This window comes from Hydrogenothermus marinus (assembly GCF_003688665.1).
GTDB classification, from domain to species: Bacteria; Aquificota; Aquificia; order Aquificales; family Hydrogenothermaceae; genus Hydrogenothermus; species Hydrogenothermus marinus.
In genome coordinates this window covers 210,626-227,219 of the sequence record NZ_REFO01000011.1, presented here as the reverse complement: position 1 = coordinate 227,219, position 16,594 = coordinate 210,626, and the positions used below count along the sequence as shown (strand labels likewise).

The 16,594-nt window shown below is 27.5% G+C and carries 19 protein-coding genes; 7 read left to right on the top strand and 12 right to left on the bottom strand.

All coding sequences use genetic code 11. The features are described from left to right. Nucleotides 1-49 precede the first annotated feature (49 nt). On the top strand, nt 50-724 hold the full coding sequence (locus tag CLV39_RS04180; RefSeq protein ID WP_121922984.1) for a rhomboid family intramembrane serine protease: 675 nt from the start codon (nt 50-52) through the stop codon (nt 722-724). Here the strand turns inward: CLV39_RS04180 and CLV39_RS04175 are convergent. The 3 genes from CLV39_RS04175 to CLV39_RS04165 are packed head-to-tail and all read right to left on the bottom strand — an operon-like array spanning nt 706 to nt 3,385. Continuing rightward, nucleotides 706-1,581, bottom strand: a complete 876-nt coding sequence (locus tag CLV39_RS04175; RefSeq protein WP_121922983.1) for a fibronectin type III domain-containing protein — start codon at nt 1,579-1,581, stop codon at nt 706-708. The two genes, CLV39_RS04180 and CLV39_RS04175, sit on opposite strands and share 19 nt — an antisense overlap. Then, the gene (gene kdsA / locus CLV39_RS04170) at nt 1,568-2,356 is read right to left on the bottom strand and encodes a 3-deoxy-8-phosphooctulonate synthase (RefSeq protein WP_121922982.1); all 789 of its coding nucleotides are present in this window, start codon (nt 2,354-2,356) and stop codon (nt 1,568-1,570) included. The genes CLV39_RS04175 and kdsA overlap by 14 nt, the downstream gene beginning before the upstream one ends. Before the next feature lie 33 nt (nt 2,357-2,389). After that, a complete protein-coding gene (locus tag CLV39_RS04165; RefSeq protein ID WP_121922981.1) occupies nt 2,390-3,385 on the bottom strand; it encodes an NAD(P)H-dependent glycerol-3-phosphate dehydrogenase in 996 nt (331 codons plus the stop codon). 46 nt (nt 3,386-3,431) lie between these two features. Here CLV39_RS04165 and CLV39_RS04160 point away from each other — a divergent pair, with 46 nt between their 5' ends. The 3 genes from CLV39_RS04160 to bioD are packed head-to-tail and all read left to right on the top strand — an operon-like array spanning nt 3,432 to nt 5,798. Continuing rightward, nucleotides 3,432-4,199 carry a hypothetical protein gene (locus CLV39_RS04160; RefSeq protein WP_121922980.1) on the top strand — a complete coding sequence of 256 codons (768 nt, stop codon included), beginning with the start codon at nt 3,432-3,434 and terminating at the stop codon, nt 4,197-4,199. A gap of 46 nt (nt 4,200-4,245) precedes the next feature. Continuing rightward, nucleotides 4,246-5,157: an ACP S-malonyltransferase gene (gene fabD / locus CLV39_RS04155; protein WP_121922979.1), complete on the top strand. Its 912-nt coding sequence runs from the start codon at nt 4,246-4,248 to the stop codon at nt 5,155-5,157. Continuing rightward, nucleotides 5,154-5,798, top strand: coding sequence for a dethiobiotin synthase (gene bioD, locus CLV39_RS04150; protein ID WP_121922978.1), 645 nt, complete (start codon nt 5,154-5,156; stop codon nt 5,796-5,798). The genes fabD and bioD overlap by 4 nt, the downstream gene beginning before the upstream one ends. On the opposite strand, the gene CLV39_RS04145 is transcribed toward bioD, so the two are convergent. Next, nucleotides 5,770-6,798: a deoxyguanosinetriphosphate triphosphohydrolase gene (locus CLV39_RS04145; protein ID WP_121922977.1), complete on the bottom strand. Its 1,029-nt coding sequence runs from the start codon at nt 6,796-6,798 to the stop codon at nt 5,770-5,772. The genes bioD and CLV39_RS04145 overlap by 29 nt on opposite strands. Before the next feature lie 61 nt (nt 6,799-6,859). On the opposite strand from CLV39_RS04145, the gene CLV39_RS04140 reads away from it, so the two are divergent. After that, nucleotides 6,860-7,312, top strand: a complete 453-nt coding sequence (locus CLV39_RS04140) for a TlpA family protein disulfide reductase (protein WP_121922976.1) — start codon at nt 6,860-6,862, stop codon at nt 7,310-7,312. Here CLV39_RS04140 and purQ read toward each other — a convergent pair. The 3 genes from purQ to CLV39_RS04125 all read right to left on the bottom strand — a co-directional run bounded on the left by purQ (nt 7,305) and on the right by CLV39_RS04125 (nt 9,164). After that, entirely contained in the window at nt 7,305-7,991 is a 687-nt protein-coding gene (gene purQ / locus CLV39_RS04135; RefSeq protein ID WP_121922975.1) for a phosphoribosylformylglycinamidine synthase I, read from the bottom strand. The two genes, CLV39_RS04140 and purQ, sit on opposite strands and share 8 nt — an antisense overlap. A 2-nt stretch (nt 7,992-7,993) precedes the next feature. Further along, a complete protein-coding gene (gene purS, locus CLV39_RS04130; RefSeq protein ID WP_121922974.1) occupies nt 7,994-8,239 on the bottom strand; it encodes a phosphoribosylformylglycinamidine synthase subunit PurS in 246 nt (81 codons plus the stop codon). A gap of 232 nt (nt 8,240-8,471) precedes the next feature. Then, entirely contained in the window at nt 8,472-9,164 is a 693-nt protein-coding gene (locus CLV39_RS04125) for a PDC sensor domain-containing protein (RefSeq protein WP_211325051.1), read from the bottom strand. Between the two features lie 182 nt (nt 9,165-9,346). Here CLV39_RS04125 and CLV39_RS04120 point away from each other — a divergent pair, with 182 nt between their 5' ends. Next, nucleotides 9,347-10,906: a cytochrome ubiquinol oxidase subunit I gene (locus CLV39_RS04120; RefSeq protein ID WP_121922973.1), complete on the top strand. Its 1,560-nt coding sequence runs from the start codon at nt 9,347-9,349 to the stop codon at nt 10,904-10,906. Between the two features lies 1 nt (nt 10,907). Next, nucleotides 10,908-11,948, top strand: coding sequence for a cytochrome d ubiquinol oxidase subunit II (gene cydB / locus CLV39_RS04115; protein WP_121922972.1), 1,041 nt, complete (start codon nt 10,908-10,910; stop codon nt 11,946-11,948). A gap of 281 nt (nt 11,949-12,229) precedes the next feature. Here the strand turns inward: cydB and CLV39_RS08590 are convergent, their stop codons facing one another. The 5 genes from CLV39_RS08590 to fabZ are packed head-to-tail and all read right to left on the bottom strand — an operon-like array spanning nt 12,230 to nt 16,594. Beyond that, nucleotides 12,230-12,373, bottom strand: a complete 144-nt coding sequence (locus CLV39_RS08590) for a hypothetical protein (protein ID WP_170145603.1) — start codon at nt 12,371-12,373, stop codon at nt 12,230-12,232. Nucleotides 12,374-12,388: 15 nt separating this feature from the next. Further along, the gene (locus tag CLV39_RS04110) at nt 12,389-13,816 is read right to left on the bottom strand and encodes an NAD(P)/FAD-dependent oxidoreductase (protein WP_121922971.1); all 1,428 of its coding nucleotides are present in this window, start codon (nt 13,814-13,816) and stop codon (nt 12,389-12,391) included. A 58-nt stretch (nt 13,817-13,874) separates the two neighbouring features. Next, entirely contained in the window at nt 13,875-15,593 is a 1,719-nt protein-coding gene (locus CLV39_RS04105; RefSeq protein ID WP_121922970.1) for a mechanosensitive ion channel family protein, read from the bottom strand. After that, a complete protein-coding gene (locus tag CLV39_RS04100) occupies nt 15,594-16,142 on the bottom strand; it encodes a class II aldolase/adducin family protein (RefSeq protein ID WP_245960302.1) in 549 nt (182 codons plus the stop codon). It lies immediately after the preceding gene. Next, a complete protein-coding gene (gene fabZ / locus CLV39_RS04095; RefSeq protein WP_121922968.1) occupies nt 16,142-16,594 on the bottom strand; it encodes a 3-hydroxyacyl-ACP dehydratase FabZ in 453 nt (150 codons plus the stop codon). Before fabZ ends, CLV39_RS04100 begins: the two co-directional genes overlap by 1 nt.

Below are 16,594 nucleotides of genomic sequence, written 5' to 3'. Positions count from 1 at the left end.
TTGGTGCCTTGCAAGAAGGCACCCTTTTTAAATTCTAAGGAGATATCTAATGATACCCATTAAAGATAATATTCCAACAAGAAATATCCCAATAATAAACTATTCATTAATAATCTTGAATATTATTGTTTTTATATATGAGATAACTCTCTCAAAGCAAGAATTAGAATTATTTTTTCATACATGGGGATTATTACCTGTTGATCTCATGAATTTACATTGGATAAATTTTCTAACGGCTATGTTTATCCATGGAGGCTTTGCCCATTTGTTTGGTAATATGCTTTTTTTATATGTATTTGGAGATAATGTTGAAGATGCCTTAGGTAAAATTAGATATATTTTACTTTATATTCTTTCTGGTTTAGGTGCAGCTTTACTACAATCTGTTATAAGTTTGATGAGTGGTAGTTTAAATATTCCTATGATAGGTGCATCAGGTGCTATAAGTGGAGTTTTAGCAGCTTATGTAAAACTTTATCCAGAAGCTAAAGTATTAACTATTATTCCACCTTTTATATTTTTTGCATTTATACTTCCTGCTTGGTTTTTTATTGGATATTGGTTTCTTATACAAGTCTTATTTGCAGTATCAGTACCTCCTAATATTGGTGGTGTAGCTTGGTATGCCCATATAGGTGGTTTTATTACAGGATGGTTTTTAACTGATGTACTTTATCCGAAAAAGAATCCAAAGTTAGTTCATTATTCTATTTTAAGATAAGCAGGTTTACTTTTGTTTCCTGCTTTATCAACTGAAATTATTGCAAATATATCCCCTTTTTTATAATTTTTAATTTCCACATAATAGGACTTTATTACTGCATTAAAAATAGGTTTGCCATTTTTTAAGATTAAAAATCCTTCTAAATCTTTATCTTCCGGTGGTTGCCATATTATTATTAATTTTTTGTTTTTAACAATATAAGTTAGATTAATTGGAGGTTTTGGAGGAAAAAAGTCTTTAAATTTTGTACATTTTGAATATATTCTATTACTTTCTATTCCATTTATAGTTGCTGTTATGTAATAACAGTAAATTTTATTTAAGTTTACTTTGTTATCTATAAAATAATTTTGATTTTTTATTTGCTCATAAGGAATGGGAATTATCTCTGAATAAGAATCTCCTTTGTAAATGTTTGTAATATTATATTTATTATTCCATTTTAAAAGTATTCCGTTTTCTATAATTTTTACATTAATCTTATCTTTAATCTTAGTATAAGATGTAGTTTTAATGCATTTGATTATAGAGTTTTTTTCAAACTTTTTGTAGGTAGTTTTTATATAAAAACAGTATTCTTTGTTTATTTTTGGATATTTATAATCTATCCAGTAATAATCATTATAATGATTAATTTTTATATTAATAGCTTTTCCATTTATATAAACTTTTTGCCTTATTTTTTTTGTTTTATCATATTTCCAGTATAAAACTAATAAATCTCCTTGCTGTTTTAGGTTCATATAAGAAATAGTAGGAGGTAAATCTATTTGAGGAGGCTGCGGAGAACCTTTAACTCCACAAGAAGATATAAAAGCAAAAGATAGTATTAACCCTTTTTTATATATTTTCATTTTCTATAAAATTTTTAAGTTTTATAAGTTTTTCTAAAATATCTGGAAAATCTTTTAATGGTATTTGATTTGGGCCATCTGATAAAGCTTTATCTGGATTTGGATGGGTTTCAAAAAATAGTCCATCTACTCCTACAGAAATAGCAGCTTTTGCAAGAGGATATACAAACTCTCTTTGTCCTCCTGATTTGTCTCCTTGTCCCCCTGGTAACTGAACACTATGGGTAGCATCATATATAACAGGTGCAAACTGTCTCATTATTGATAAACTTCTAAAATCTACAACTAAATTGTTATATCCAAAAGATACTCCTCTTTCTGTAAGGTAAAACTTTTTAGCTCCACCAAATTTAAGCTTTTCAACTATATTTTTTGTATCCCAAGGTGCTAAAAACTGGCCTTTTTTTACATTTATCTCTTTTCCTGTTTCTGCAGCTGCTAATATTAAGTCTGTCTGCCTACATAAAAATGCAGGAATTTGTAAAATATCAACAACTTTTGCTACTTCTTTTGCTTGATAGCTTTCATGAATATCTGTTAATACTGGTAGATTGTATTTTTCTTTTACTTGAGAAAGGATATATAATCCTTTTTCAAAACCAAGTCCTCTAAATGATTTATGACTACTTCTATTTGCTTTGTCAAATGAAGATTTAAAAACAAATCTTATATCTTTATATTTTTCTTGAAGATTTTTTAATACATCTGCCACTTCAAAACAAAGTTCTTTACTTTCTATTACACAAGGTCCTGCTATTACTGTAAATTTTTCCATATATTTACCTTCTTAAAATTTTTTAATATTTTATCATTGAAACTCTTTTTTTGGTTGTCTACTCATTAATTTTTTTACTGCTTTTTTTGGAGATAAACCTTCGTATATTATTTTATAAACCATTTCAGATATGGGAAGTTCTAAATTATATTTTTCTGATATTTTTTTTACTGCTTTTACTGTTTTTACACCTTCTACTACCTGTCCTATCTCCTTTAGAGCTTCTTCTGATTTTTTACCTTGTCCTATAAGAAGTCCAAATCTTCTATTTCTTGAAAGATTACCTGTTGCAGTAAGAACTAAATCTCCAAGTCCTGCAAGTCCATAAATTGTTTCTGTTTTTCCACCAAGTATATTTACAAGTTTATTAATCTCATATAATCCTCTTGTAATAAGTCCTGCCCTTGCGTTATTACCTAAATTTAGTCCATCACTTATACCTGTTGCTATTGCTATTACATTTTTTACTGCTCCTGCAAGTTCAACACCTTTTATATCTTCACTTATATATAATCTAAAATTTTCACTACTTAAAATATTTTGAAGTTCTTTTGCTTTGCATATTTCACCTGCTAAAGTAATAGCAGTTGGAAGTCCTTGTGCTACTTCTTTGGCAAAAGAAGGTCCTGATAATGCAAAAACATTTTCTTCATCTATACTTAAACCTTTATAAATCATTTCTGAGACTAATTCTAATGTATCAATATCTATTCCTTTTGATGCTGAGATAAAAATCTTATTTTTAACATTAAAATTTTTTATTTTTTCTAAAAACTCTTTTATTGTTTGAGTAGGAATAGCAATAATAATAATTTCTGAATTTTCTATAGTTTCCTTTATATTTTCTGTAGCTTTTATATTTTTATTTAACTTTATATTAGGTAGATATTTTTTATTTTGGTGAGTTTTATTTATATCATTTATAACTTTTTTATCTCTTCCATATAATAAAATATTATCTACCTTCTTAGAAAAAGCTTGAGCAAGAGCCGTTCCCCAACTTCCAGCTCCAATTATAGAAATACTCATTTATACTCCTTGCTTTTTTTTCATAAATATAATATAAAATAACATTATGGAATTAAATATTAAAAGCTACTTTAATAAATGGGTCTTTCTAATAGGTTTAATTATAGCAGTTATAATTAATTTTTCTTTATTTTATACTTATGGATATATTACATCAAATATTAAACCTATAGAAAAATTAAAACAGCCAAAAGTAAAATTTATTGAGATTAAAGAAAAAAAAGTTGAAAAAAAGAAGGAAAAAATTGTCAAAGAAAGAAAATACAAAAAACAAGAAAATAAAGTAAAAGCTCCAAAAGTATCAAAATCATCAGGTAAAATCAAAGATAAAAAACCAGTTGTACCTATTGCTATTCCTATTTTACCTGAGACTGTCCAACTTGAAGAAAAAAAGATTACTATACCAGAAAATGAAGAGAACATAGCTTCAATATCTGAAAATAATGTAAAAATAGGTGATTTAAAAGTTTATAAACCTGTATTAGAAGGAAATTTTAATCCAAGCTTTGGTACTAAATTAAATAAATTTGATGAAACTGCTTTTGGCCCTGCGGCAGGTAGAGTTATTGTATATAAACCAGAAACACCAGTTATAAAAACAGCTTTACCGCCACCTTCAAAAATAAAAGTAAAACTTTGGATAAATCCTGATGGAACTGTTGATAAAGTAGATATAATTTATCCAAAAACTCTTGGAGATATAAAGCTTAAAAATATAATTGAAAGTTATGTTTTAAGTTGGAAATTTAACGCTATCTCTTCTGATAAAAAACAGTGGGCAGTAACAACTATAAAATTTAAAGTTGAAAAGTAAATCACTGTTATAATATTAAAAAAATTTTGTTAGGAGAAGTTGTATTATGTCAAAATTAGCTTTTGTTTTTCCAGGACAAGGCTCTCAAGAAATTTGTATGGGAAAAGATGTTTATGAAAAATATCCTGAAATTCAAGAGTTACATGAAAAAATAAATGAAAAACTTGGTTTTAATATTACAGATATCATTTTTAATAATGAAGAAAAACTAAATCTTACAGAATATACTCAACCTGCTTTAGTTATTACATCTTATAGCCTTTTTTATGCTTTAAATAAAGAAAAGCCTGATTTAATACCTGATTTTGTAGCAGGACATTCCTTAGGAGAGTTTACAGCTTTAACAGTTGCAGGCTCTTTAAATATTGAAGATGCAGTATGGATAACAAATATAAGAGGGAAATTAATGCAAGAGGCGGTTCCTGAAGGTGTTGGAGCAATGGCAGCAATTATTGGCTTAAAAGCTGAAGATATAGAAGAAGTATTAAAAGATATAAATGGAATTGTTGAGATAGCAAATTATAACTCTTATCAACAAACAGTAATTTCTGGAGAAACTGAAGCAGTAGAAAAAGCTATGGAGATTTTAAAAGATAAAGGAGCTAAAAGAGTAGTAAAGCTTGCAGTTTCAGTCCCTGCTCATTCATCAATGCTTAAAGAAAAAGCAAAGGAGTTTGCAAAATATATAGATGAGATAGAAATAAAGGATGCTAAAATCCCTGTAATTTCCAATATTACTGCAACACCTATAAAAGAAGCAGATGAAATTAGAAATGAATTAAAAGCTCATTTTTACTCTCCTGTTAGATGGGTTCAAACTGTTGAGTTCTTAAAATCTCAGTCTGTAGATACAATATTTGAAATTGGTCCTAAAAATGTATTAACAGGATTAATAAAAAGAATAGATAAATTTAATCTTAAAAATATAAGAAATTTACAAGATATTCAAAACCTATGATATTTATTACAGGTACAGATACAGGGGTAGGAAAAACTTATATTTCCTACCTTCTTACAAAAGCATTGTTAGAATCAGGTAAAAAAGTAGCTTATTTTAAGCCAGTTGAAACAGGATGCATTTCTGAATGTGAAGATGCAAAAAAATTATCTTCTATAACAGGTCAATCTATTGATGAAGTAGTTCTTTATAAATTTAAAAATCCGGTTGCTCCTTTAGTTGCTGAGAGAGAAGAAGGTTTAAATATTTCCATAGATAAAATAATGGATCATTTTGAATATCTAAAAAATAAATATAATTTTGTTGTTGTAGAAGGTGCAGGTGGAATTTATGTACCAATTACTAAAGTGAAAGGAAAAATATATACTTATCTTGATTTAGTAAAAGATTTAAAAATTCCTGTGATTATTGTAGCAAGGGCAAATCTTGGAACTATAAATCATACAGTTTTAACAATAAATGCTTTAAAAAATATAAAAGCAGATATAAAAGCAGTAATTTTAAATAAAGCTTCTAAAAATCCTAATTTAGCAGAAAAAACAAATCCTGATATAATCAAAGAGATGACAAACATTGAAAATATTATAAAAGTTTATGAAAATCAAAAAGATTTTAAATTATTGCCCAACCTTTTGGAATAAATATTTTTTCATAAGTTTTTATGGCAAATCTATCAGTCATTCCTGCAACATAATCAACTGCCGCTTGCTTAGGATCATATTTACCCCATAAATTTAAATATTTTTCATAATATGGAATTTCTTCATAATTTTCTAAATAATACTCATATAAAGCTTTTACAATTCCTTTACCTTTATTTAGCTCTTTAACAACTGGCTCTGATAAATAAACATTTTCAAAAAGCCAATCTCTAAGCTCATACATAGCTTTATATATTTTTTCTTCCATAACAATATGTTTATACTCATTTTCTATAGTCGTATTTATTACGCTTTTTACTAATGTTTTTATTTTTTCAGACTTTGTTTCACCAAGAATTTTTGTAATGGATTTTGGAACATCTTCATATCTAACAATTTTTGCTCTAACAGCGTCTTCTAAATCATGATTTATATAGGCTATTTTATCTGCAATTCTAACTATTTCACCTTCAAGGGTTTTAGGCATATTCCCTTCTGCTACTAAAGGAGATTTACCTTTGCTATGTTTTAATATTCCATCTTTTACTTCTTTTGTGAGATTTAATCCTTTTCCATCATTTGCAAGCTTTTCAACAACTCTTAAACTTTGCTTTGCATGGTGATAACTTCCACTTTCCCTTAATATAAATTCTCCAGCATGTCCAAAAGGTGTATGGCCAAGGTCATGTCCTAAAGCTATAGCTTCTGTTAAGTCTTCATTTAATCTTAAAGCTTTTGCTATTGTCCTTGCTATCTGAGAAACTTCAAGGGTGTGAGTCATTCTTGTTCTATAATGGTCTCCTTCTGGAGATAAAAAGACTTGTGTTTTATGTTTTAATCTTCTAAAAGGTTTTGAATGTAAAATTCTATCTCTATCTACTTGAAATTTAGTTCTTACATCGCACTCTTTTTCTTCTTTATCTCTTTTAGCTTGTCTGCTTTTTGTTGCTTTTGGATGTAAAAATTTATATTCTAATTCTTCAAGCTGTATTCTTATCATAAACTTTCCTTTAAAATTTTATAAAATTTTTTATTAAAATTTAATATATGCGAGGTTTTAAATGAGGCTACTTTTAATTATATTAATACTTTTCGGTTTTTCTTTTGCAAAAACAATACCTGATTTTAAACTTTTAGATGAAAATAGAAAAGTTGTAAAAAGAGATGATTTAAAAGGTAAACCTTCAGTTTTAATATTTTGGGGATTATATTGTGGAAGTTGTAAAAAAGAACTACCTATAATTGAAAAATATTATGAAAGATATAAAAATAAGATAAATTTTTATGCTATTGTACTTGAATCAGAAAACAGTAAAGATGTTGAAGAAATAAAAAAAGCATGGGGTTTTAATATACCTGTTTTGCTTAATGGCAAAAAGATAATGTATAAATACAAAATTTTCGGTGTTCCAATTAGCTACTTTGTAGATAAAGATTTAAAAGTTAAAAAGATTTTAATAGGTAAAGTTCCTGAAGAAAAAATAAAAAAGGAGATAGAAAATCTCCTTAAATAGAGTTTAAAATAGATTTTAAGATAAAAAGTCCATCCTCTGTGCCAAGAATACTTTCTGCTGCTCTTTCTGGATGAGGCATTAACCCAAAAACATTTTTTTCTTCATTACAAACGCCGGCAATATTTTTTATTGAGCCATTTGGATTTGATTTTTCTGATATATTTCCATCTTTATCACAGTATCTAACTATAATCTGTCCATTATCTTCCATCTTTTTTAATGTTTCTTCATCTACAAAATAGTTTCCATCATGATGAGCTATAGGTATTTTTAAAACCTGTCCTTTCTCACATTTATTTGTAAACGGAGTTTCATTATTTTCCACTTTTATATATTGATGTTTACATACAAATTTTCCATGGATATTTGGCATTAAAGCTCCTGGAAGAAGATGACTTTCTGTTAAAACTTGGAAACCATTACATATTCCAATTACTAATCCACCTTTTTTAGCAAAATCTTTAACTGCATTTGTCAAAGGCGTATGAGATGCTAAAGCTCCTGGTCTTAAATAATCTCCAAAAGAAAATCCACCAGGAATAATTATACAATCAAAATCTTTTATATTAGTTTCTCTATAATCTATAAAGCTTACTTCTTCTTTTAATATATCTCTTATTACATGGTAAGTATCATAATCACAGTTAGAACCAGGATAAACGGCTATACCAAATCTCAAGATTAATCCTCCACTATTTCAAACTCATAATCTTCAATAATATCATTAACTATTGCTTTTTTTGCCATTTCTTTTGCTTCTTCAATAGCTTTTTCTTTATTTGTCTCATTAACATAAACTTCAATATATTTTCCAACTTTTACATCTTTTACATTTTCAAAACCTAAGCTCCTTAGATTTTCTGCTACTGCTCTTCCTTGAGGGTCTAAAACACCTTTTCTTGGTTTAATATAAAATTTTATAAGCATAAAAAAACTCCTTTAATAATAAGGATTCTCGGAAATTATTATATCATTTATGAAATATGAAATAATACATTTGATAAATATTTTTTTGTTCATTTTTTGGAAAAATATATAAAAATTCCTAATGCTACTATTAAAAGTGAAATACCACTAATCAAGTAAAAAGGATAGATCATTTGGTCAATACTATGTAATGCTACTTTAAAAATCATCATAAGAGATTCTATTAACAATGCTATGCAAATTTAGTTAAAACTTTGACTTCTATTTGATTTCTTGAGTAGTTCTTGAAAAATATTTCTTCCTCTAAAATAGTTTTTGTTAAATCATAAATTGCGATTCCTAAGGTTAAAGCAATAATTGGTTTAAATATTGTTTCAATTGAAATTTTTTGAGATAATAAAGAGTCAATAAAAGAAAAAAGTGCATAACCTACTATAAAAAAAGATAGAATTATTAATATAGAAGAAGAAAACAGATAAAAGCCTCTATTTATATAGTTAAATTCCCGTTGTGTCTCAATTAAACCCAATTTTTGCAAAAGAATGAAGAGATTAAAGTCAAAGAAATAAATCTTACCGCTTTCTTTTTTTGCAATAGTAATACATATATTTCCTGTTGCACTACTAATATAAGGCTGTGAGATAGCAATATCATTTTCATTAAAGTTTAGTTTATCAATCAGGTATCTTCTATTTTTTCCCATAGCTGACTTCACTACTTTTTTTCTATATATATTTGGAGATATCTGTATTAAAGTTTTTTCATCACATACATAGACTAATTCAAGAGATAAAAAAATTTTGAATAACTTCTTAAAATTTTTCTCTTCGTGTATAGATAAACTACCAATATTTGAAAATGTTTCTAATAAAAAATTTTCTATTGTATCAACATTAGACTTATAAATATAAATTAAATCTTGCATTTTTCTTTCTCCTTAAATATTATTAAATTTATAAATTGTATTATTTTTAAAACTTTAAATTTATGCCATTTTACTTTTCTTCAAAATACAGTCTTTATGGGGAAAAAAGGTATTGACATATTCAAATTATGGATAAATAATTTATAGTTAAGTTAATATTAACCAACTGAGGAGGTTGAAAAATGGATTTAGACGCTCTAACGCTTGCCAGATGGCAGTTTGGCGCTACAGCATTCTTTCATTTCATTTATGTTCCATTAACTCTTGGTTTAGGTATTCTCATTGCTATTATTGAGACTTTATACCTTAAAACCAAGAAACAGGTTTATTCAGATCTTGCTATGTTCCTTATGAAGCTTTTTGCTATTAACTTTGCAGTAGGGGTTGCAAGTGGTCTTACAATGGAATTTGAGTTTGGTACAAACTGGTCTGAATATTCAAAACTTGTTGGAGATATTTTTGGAGCTCCACTTGCTTTAGAAGGGTTAACTGCTTTCTTCTTAGAGTCAACTTTTATAGGGTTATTCTTATTTGGTAAAGGAAGAGTTTCTGATAAAGTACATGCTTTTTCTGCTTGGATGGTAGCAATAGGAGGATCTTTGTCTGCGCTATGGATACTTATTGCAAACTCTTGGCAACAAACTCCAGAAGGTTATAGATTAGTAGAATCTCCTCAAGGAATTAAAGCAGAATTAACAGACTTTTTAGCTGCAGCATGGAATCATACAACTTGGATTAGATTTTTACATACTGTAGATGCTGGTTTTATTACTGCAGGATTTTTTGTAATGGGTGTAATGGCTTTTTACCTTATTAAAAAAAGACATGTTGAATTTGCTAAAGTAGGATTAAAAATAGCTTTAATATTTACTACAATAGCATCTCTTATTCAAATATTATTTGGAGATTTACACGGATATTTAGTAGCTCATCATCAACCTTTAAAACTTGCAATGTTTGAAGGTAAATTCCAAACAGAAAAAGGAGCATCTCTTGATTTATTTGGAGTAATAGATCAAGAACATCATCAAAGTAGAATGATAATAAAAATACCTTATTTATTAAGTATTCTTTCTTATCATGATCCAAATGCTGAAGTTAAAGGAATTGATGATTTAGTAAAAGAGTATCAAGAAAAAGCTAAAGAATATGAATCTAAAATTCCTGTTATAAAAGAAAAATTAGCTCAAGCAACAAATCCTGAAGAAAAGCAAAAACTTCAAGATCAATTAGTTGAGGCTAAAATAAAAGCTCATGCTTTAAATATTAAATATGAAGATTTACCTTCTATTGCTTTAGTATTCACAACTTTCCACTTAATGGTATATCTTGGATTTTTATTTGCATTAATAGTTTTAATTGCTCTTTGGAAACTCAAAAGAGGAACTTTATATAACAGTAAAGGTTTCTTATGGATTTTAGTACTTTCTATACCTTTACCATATATTGCAAGTGAGCTTGGCTGGATCTCAACAGAAGTTGGAAGACAACCTTGGATTGTTTATGGAATATTAAAAACTGCTGATGCAGTATCTCCTGTACCAGCTGCTAATGTAGCTTTATCTTTAACTGTATTTACTATTATTTATACAATTCTATTTATAGTTTTTGTGTATGCTATGGTTAGAGCTATAAATAAAGGTCCTAACTTATCCCCTTCAAGCCCTGATTATAATACTAATGCGGCAGGTAATGTGGGTGTTTCTACTGCATTTTCTCAAATAAACAAGGAGGGAAGATAAGATGCCAATGGAATTAATTACAACATTAAATGGTATTTGGTTTTTACTTGCTGGCATTTTCCTTGTTGGATATTCTTTAACTGATGGCTTTGATTTAGGAAGTGGGATATTACATATCTTTACAAAAGATGAAGAAATAAGACTTACAAATATGAATGCTATTGCTCCTGTTTGGGATGGTAATGAGGTTTGGCTTATTGCTGGTGGTGGAATGCTTTTTGCAGCATTCCCTATAGTTTATGCAGTATCTTTTAGTGCTTTTTATTTAGCAATGTTTTTAGTTTTATGGGCTTTAATATTAAGAGCAGTTGCTTTTGAATACAGAAATAAAAAAGATTCACCAACTTGGAAAAAATGGTGGGATATTGCTTATTGGATAGGAAATATTGTACCTGCATTCTTATTTGGTGTTGCAGTTGGAAATGCAGTAATAGGTATTCCTATTGATGAGAAAGGTGTTTTTTATGGTAATTTATTTACTCTTTTAAAACCTATTCCTATATTAATGGGATTTGTATCTGTATTTATGTTTTTAATCCATGGAGTAGCTTATCTTTTAATTAAAACAGAAGGAAAAGCTTTTGAATTTGCAAAGAAAGCAGCAATTATAGGATTTGTTGGATATGTAGTAAGTGTTGCAGTTGCAGATTTCTTTATAATTGCTTTAAAATCTGAACTTTTTAATAACTTTTTTGATTATCCATTATTCTGGATAGCTCCTATCTTAATGATAATTGGAGTGTTTTTATACTTTAAATGGCTTGTAGTTGACGAAAAATATGATAAAGTTATTTATGCATCATCAATTACAATAACAGGTACTGTTTTAACAATTGCTTTAGCAAGTTATCCAGTATTTATCAGATCTACAATTGATGAAAAATATAATTTAACTATCTGGAACTCATCTTCTTCTGATTTGACATTAACTATAATGCTTGTATCTACTTTAATATTCTTACCTATAGTTATTGGTTATACTACCTATGTTTATAAAGTATTTAAAGGTAAAGTTTCAGCAAAAGGTGGATATGGTCATTAATTAAACTGAACCTACCGACTTAGTCGGTAGGTTTTTTTTAAAGTAATACTAATATTATTTAAAATTTCTTTTTTAGTTTTTATCTATATCCTGATATAAAATCTATTACAAGAATTTCAATTAAATTTTGATAATTAATATTATGAAAGGATTAGTATAATTAAAAACTTTATTTACAGGATTTATAGCTTCATTTTAGAAGAAAAGCATTTTCACAAAATTAAGCAAGGAAATTTTTTAATATAATAAAAAGAGGCCAAAAGACCTCTTTTATAAAAACTTTAATGAACTTTTCTTACAAGACTCCAGAATTTTAATCCAAGTATAATTGCTCTAAAAAATTGATAGAAATAACTTTTTCTTCTTTTTCTATCTTTATCTGAGAATCTAAATGTTGCTCTTTTTTCAGTTTTTTTATGTCTCAATTTTTAATCCTCCTTTTATGGTATTAATTTCCAGAAAGGTTTTGCTTGAAGTTTATATAAGAAAGCATAATGAAGGGCATATTTAAACCAAGCTCCTGCCATACCAATTTCTGCTGTACAGCTATCTAAATCTCTACCATATTCAGGGTATTTTGTATAATCTCTTGCTACTGGATAGATTGCAATTGTAGCAGCTTCTCCACCAAATACATGTTTCTTCATTGATGCAATACAAAGCCCTGGAGTTTCTGCCATAGATGCATGATGAGTAGGTTTATTTCCTTTTATCATTTCTGCAATATTTAATGCTGCTGCTTTTCCTGAAAGTTCTGCAGTATATCCTGTTCTTGGAGGTGCAGGTCCTATTAAAGTACCATTTGGAGATTTATTTGGTTCAGACAATGGTCCAGGAGGAGCAAACGCTATACCAGCGGCAAATATATTTTCATAAACTGGTGATTGATATGTTTTAGGCCAATCAGGACCATCTAATTCTTCCCAACTTTTTCCATAATTTGCATCAACTTTAACAAATCCGGCAGGATTACATACTTTGTTTGTAATATCATTTCCATCTTTATCAAACCATTTTATAGGTTGACCTTTAAATGGAGGTATTAACATAGCAAAATCATATTCTATTTCTTTAAATTCACCATCTAAATTTTCTGTATATATTTTTTTATTATCTACTTTATGCACATGGGAGCGAATTTGATATTCTATTCCATAGTCTGCAAAAAGGCCTTCTGCCATCATTTCAGATGTAAAAATTAAAGAACCTCTTTTTGCTTCAAGTCCATCAATTCCAAAGTCTCCAAGTCTTGGTTCATTTGAAAGCCATATTAATCTTACTTTATCTCTTAAACCTCTATCTACTAAATCATTACAAATATTACATATATACTCAAATGCAGCACCTTGACATGTAGCAGTTCCATGTCCTGTACCAACAACTACAGTAGCTTTATCTCCCTTCTCTAATCTTGCAACAAGTTCTAAATAATTCGCTGCAGCTTCTGTTGCATGAGGAGGAGAACATATAGATTGGGTATAACCATTTTCAGGACCAAGTCCTTCTGTAGCTTCAAAGTTAAGATAAGGACCAGTTGCCATAAGTAAGAAATCATAATCTACTTTTTGAGTTTTGCCATCAGGAAGCTCAACATTTACATACTTATTATCTGGCCATACTTCTGTTACTTTTCCATGAATAAAGTTTATTCCTAATTTGTCATAAACAGGTTTTAGATCAAACTGAGTTTTTTCTGCTTTCATAAGATTTATTCCAACCCATACAAGAGAAGGAATATAGGTAAATTTAGGAACTCTGCTTATAACAGTAATTTCATGATTACCACCTATTTTTTTTAGTTCATCTTGAAGAATTAAAGCACCGTAATGGCCTGCAAACCCAGCACCAACTATTACAACTTTAGCCATTTAAAACCTCCTATTAGTTAATCTTAACTAACTATTATGTTACTGAAAAAAACTTTTTTCAAGTCTTATCTGAATTTTTATGCTTTTCTAAATATGATTTAATTATCTCAATAGTTGTAACTGGAATTTCTATTCCTTCTTCTTCAAACTTTTCCCAAGCTTTTTTATATATTTCACTTTTTAACCATATTATTCTTTTCCAGTTTCTCGCATCTATCCATATAACAAGTACATATTCATTATAATAATCTTTCATTTCAAAAAACCATACTTGAGGTTTATTATATTTTGATAAAAAATTTTTAAAATCTTCAACAGAAGAAAGGAGTATCTCTTCAACTTTTTTATTTGGTGCATCATAAGGTATTTTAAATGGAATTCTCATTCTTACGTAATTATTTTCTAATGTATAATTTATAATATTATCTGAAACAAATCTTGAATTTGGTATTGCTACACTTATTCCATCTACTGTTTTTATTACAGTATTTATAACTCCAATATCTGTAACAATACCAAAAATTAATTCTTGAGGGTTGCCTACAAAATCTCCTGCATTTCCTTTTATTTCTACTACATCTCCTATTTCTACTTTACGATTAAAAATCATTATAAAACCACTTATATAGTTATTAATAATAGATTGAAGACCAAATCCTGCACCTATGCCTAAAGCACCAATAATAGGAAGTAAAACTTTCCAAGTTATACCAAGCATAGATAAAGCAATTATAGATGCTAATAATATTCCAAAATTATAAATTACAGCTTCTATAGGAGAAGGCTCAAACTCTCCTTTCTTTTTAAATTGTAAATATCTTATAAATACTTTTAAAAGTATTATTAGATTTAAAATAAATAAATAAAAAATAATGGCTTCTATTAAAGAATATACAGATATAGATAAAACATCTGTTTTTACTATATATAAACTTTTAAGTTTTTGGTGGATGTATTTTACATTGAAAACTTCTAGTATATAAAAATAAGAGGAAATAAAATATATTATAGCTAAAACTGTATCTACTCTGTTTTTAAAATCAGGAAAAACTTCTAATATAACTTTTAAATTTTTATTTATATAGTCATTAGCCCAAAATAGTGTAATTAAAAATAAAATGGTAAGTAAGGAAATTCCAACAAATCCTAAAATAATTGTAAAAGTAATTTTAAATATCCCAGTAATCCAAAGAATTGTAAATATAGCAAGAAATATATTTGTTATATAAAAGATTTTATTTATTAAATTTTTTAAGGTTTTATTTTCTAGAGGAAGTTTTATACTTGCTCTCATTGAAAGGTAAAAAAATGTAATTAAGAAAGGAATAGCCACTATTATTTTTAGAAATATTATTAAATTGTAATTTTTACCATAAGGTAATGAAAAATTATGCATTAAATCAAGGAAAAAAAGTATTACTATATTAAGACCAAGTAGAAAATCTATAAAATTTTTTAGCTTTTTTCTGTTTATTTTAAAAACTTCAAAAATAAGATCTATTATCTGATAAAAAATAAAAAACATAAATATATTTTTAAATAGAGGGCCAGTAATATAGCTTTTTAGTTTCATTTCTAAAAAAAGAAAGGCTAAAAAAGAAGAAAAAATATAAAAAAACTTTATACCTTCGTAAAGGTACCAATTTTTAAAGTCATCTCTATGCTTTTTTAAAAGAAAAAACAATATTACAGAAAATATCCCAAGAATTAATGTAATAATTTCTGTATATATATTACTCTTTAAATACTCAGTAAATATGGAAACTACTTCTTCCATTTATAAATTTCTCACATATCTAAAAATTTTTGCACAATACTCTAAATCAGATGCAAGATTTACAGCCTTTATAAGATTTTCGGCTTTTATAAAACAACCATGAGTTTTTACTACCACAATATTATATTCTTTTAAACTATCTGAAACCTTTTCTGCAACTTCTTTTGATGCACTTGGAACCTTAGCTTCAATAATTGGAACTTCTTTTATAAAAAGCTTTCCTTCGCTATCTATAGGAATAAATTTATCTATCTTAAAAGATAAAGCTACCATATTTACTGGATGGGCATGGACTATAGCTTTAGCATCTGTTTTTTCATATATAGCTCTATGTACTATAAGCTCAGTTGATGCTTTTTTATCTTTTTCTGAAGGTTTTATGTCAACTTCTACAATATCTTCTTCTTTTAAAAATCCAAGCATTGCACCTGTTTTTGTAATATATATCTTATCTCCTTTCCTTACAGAGATATTACCAGCATGAGAGTTTACAAGATTTTCTTGATATAAAACTTTTCCTGCAAAGATAATTTCTTCTATAATAGACATTATTCTTTCTTTAAAGCGGCCATTAATGTTGCTTCTGCTACAACTTGTCCATCAACCTTTGCAACACCTTTTATTTTTCCCATTGATTTTTTTATATTTATACCTTCAACTTCAAAAATTATTTGATCTCCAGGTCTAACAGGTTTTCTAAATTTTGCATTATCTATTCCTGCAAATAAAACTGTATAATCTCCATCTATTCCTTCTTTTTGTATTTTTTTTATCATCATATAAGCTCCAACTTGTGCCATTGCTTCTATAATTAAAACGCCTGGCATTACAGGAAAATGTGGAAAATGTCCATTGAAAAACTCTTCATTAATAGTTACATTCTTTATTGCTTTTATTTTTAAATTTTCAAGATCAAGCTCTAAAATTTTATCAACAAGTAAAAAAGGATATCTGTGAGGTAAAACCTGCATTATTTCCATTACATCTGCAAAACCTTCCAT

Bases quoted from the DNA above. Each gene is read 5' to 3' on its own strand.
- fabD (WP_121922979.1), top strand. From the start codon at position 4,246: ATGTCAAAATTAGCTTTTGTTTTTCCAGGACAAGGCTCTCAAGAAATT.
- fabZ (WP_121922968.1), bottom strand. From the start codon at position 16,594: ATGGAAGGTTTTGCAGATGTAATGGAAATAATGCAGGTTTTACCTCAC.
- CLV39_RS04100 (WP_245960302.1), bottom strand. From the start codon at position 16,142: ATGTCTATTATAGAAGAAATTATCTTTGCAGGAAAAGTTTTATATCAA.
- kdsA (WP_121922982.1), bottom strand. From the start codon at position 2,356: ATGGAAAAATTTACAGTAATAGCAGGACCTTGTGTAATAGAAAGTAAA.
- CLV39_RS04145 (WP_121922977.1), bottom strand. From the start codon at position 6,798: ATGATAAGAATACAGCTTGAAGAATTAGAATATAAATTTTTACATCCA.
- CLV39_RS04180 (WP_121922984.1), top strand. From the start codon at position 50: ATGATACCCATTAAAGATAATATTCCAACAAGAAATATCCCAATAATA.
- purS (WP_121922974.1), bottom strand. From the start codon at position 8,239: ATGCTTATAAAATTTTATATTAAACCAAGAAAAGGTGTTTTAGACCCT.
- CLV39_RS04105 (WP_121922970.1), bottom strand. From the start codon at position 15,593: ATGGAAGAAGTAGTTTCCATATTTACTGAGTATTTAAAGAGTAATATA.
- bioD (WP_121922978.1), top strand. From the start codon at position 5,154: ATGATATTTATTACAGGTACAGATACAGGGGTAGGAAAAACTTATATT.
- CLV39_RS04175 (WP_121922983.1), bottom strand. From the start codon at position 1,581: ATGAAAATATATAAAAAAGGGTTAATACTATCTTTTGCTTTTATATCT.
- CLV39_RS04140 (WP_121922976.1), top strand. From the start codon at position 6,860: ATGAGGCTACTTTTAATTATATTAATACTTTTCGGTTTTTCTTTTGCA.
- CLV39_RS04110 (WP_121922971.1), bottom strand. From the start codon at position 13,816: ATGGCTAAAGTTGTAATAGTTGGTGCTGGGTTTGCAGGCCATTACGGT.
- CLV39_RS04120 (WP_121922973.1), top strand. From the start codon at position 9,347: ATGGATTTAGACGCTCTAACGCTTGCCAGATGGCAGTTTGGCGCTACA.
- cydB (WP_121922972.1), top strand. From the start codon at position 10,908: ATGCCAATGGAATTAATTACAACATTAAATGGTATTTGGTTTTTACTT.
- CLV39_RS04160 (WP_121922980.1), top strand. From the start codon at position 3,432: ATGGAATTAAATATTAAAAGCTACTTTAATAAATGGGTCTTTCTAATA.
- CLV39_RS04125 (WP_211325051.1), bottom strand. From the start codon at position 9,164: ATGCAAGATTTAATTTATATTTATAAGTCTAATGTTGATACAATAGAA.
- CLV39_RS04165 (WP_121922981.1), bottom strand. From the start codon at position 3,385: ATGAGTATTTCTATAATTGGAGCTGGAAGTTGGGGAACGGCTCTTGCT.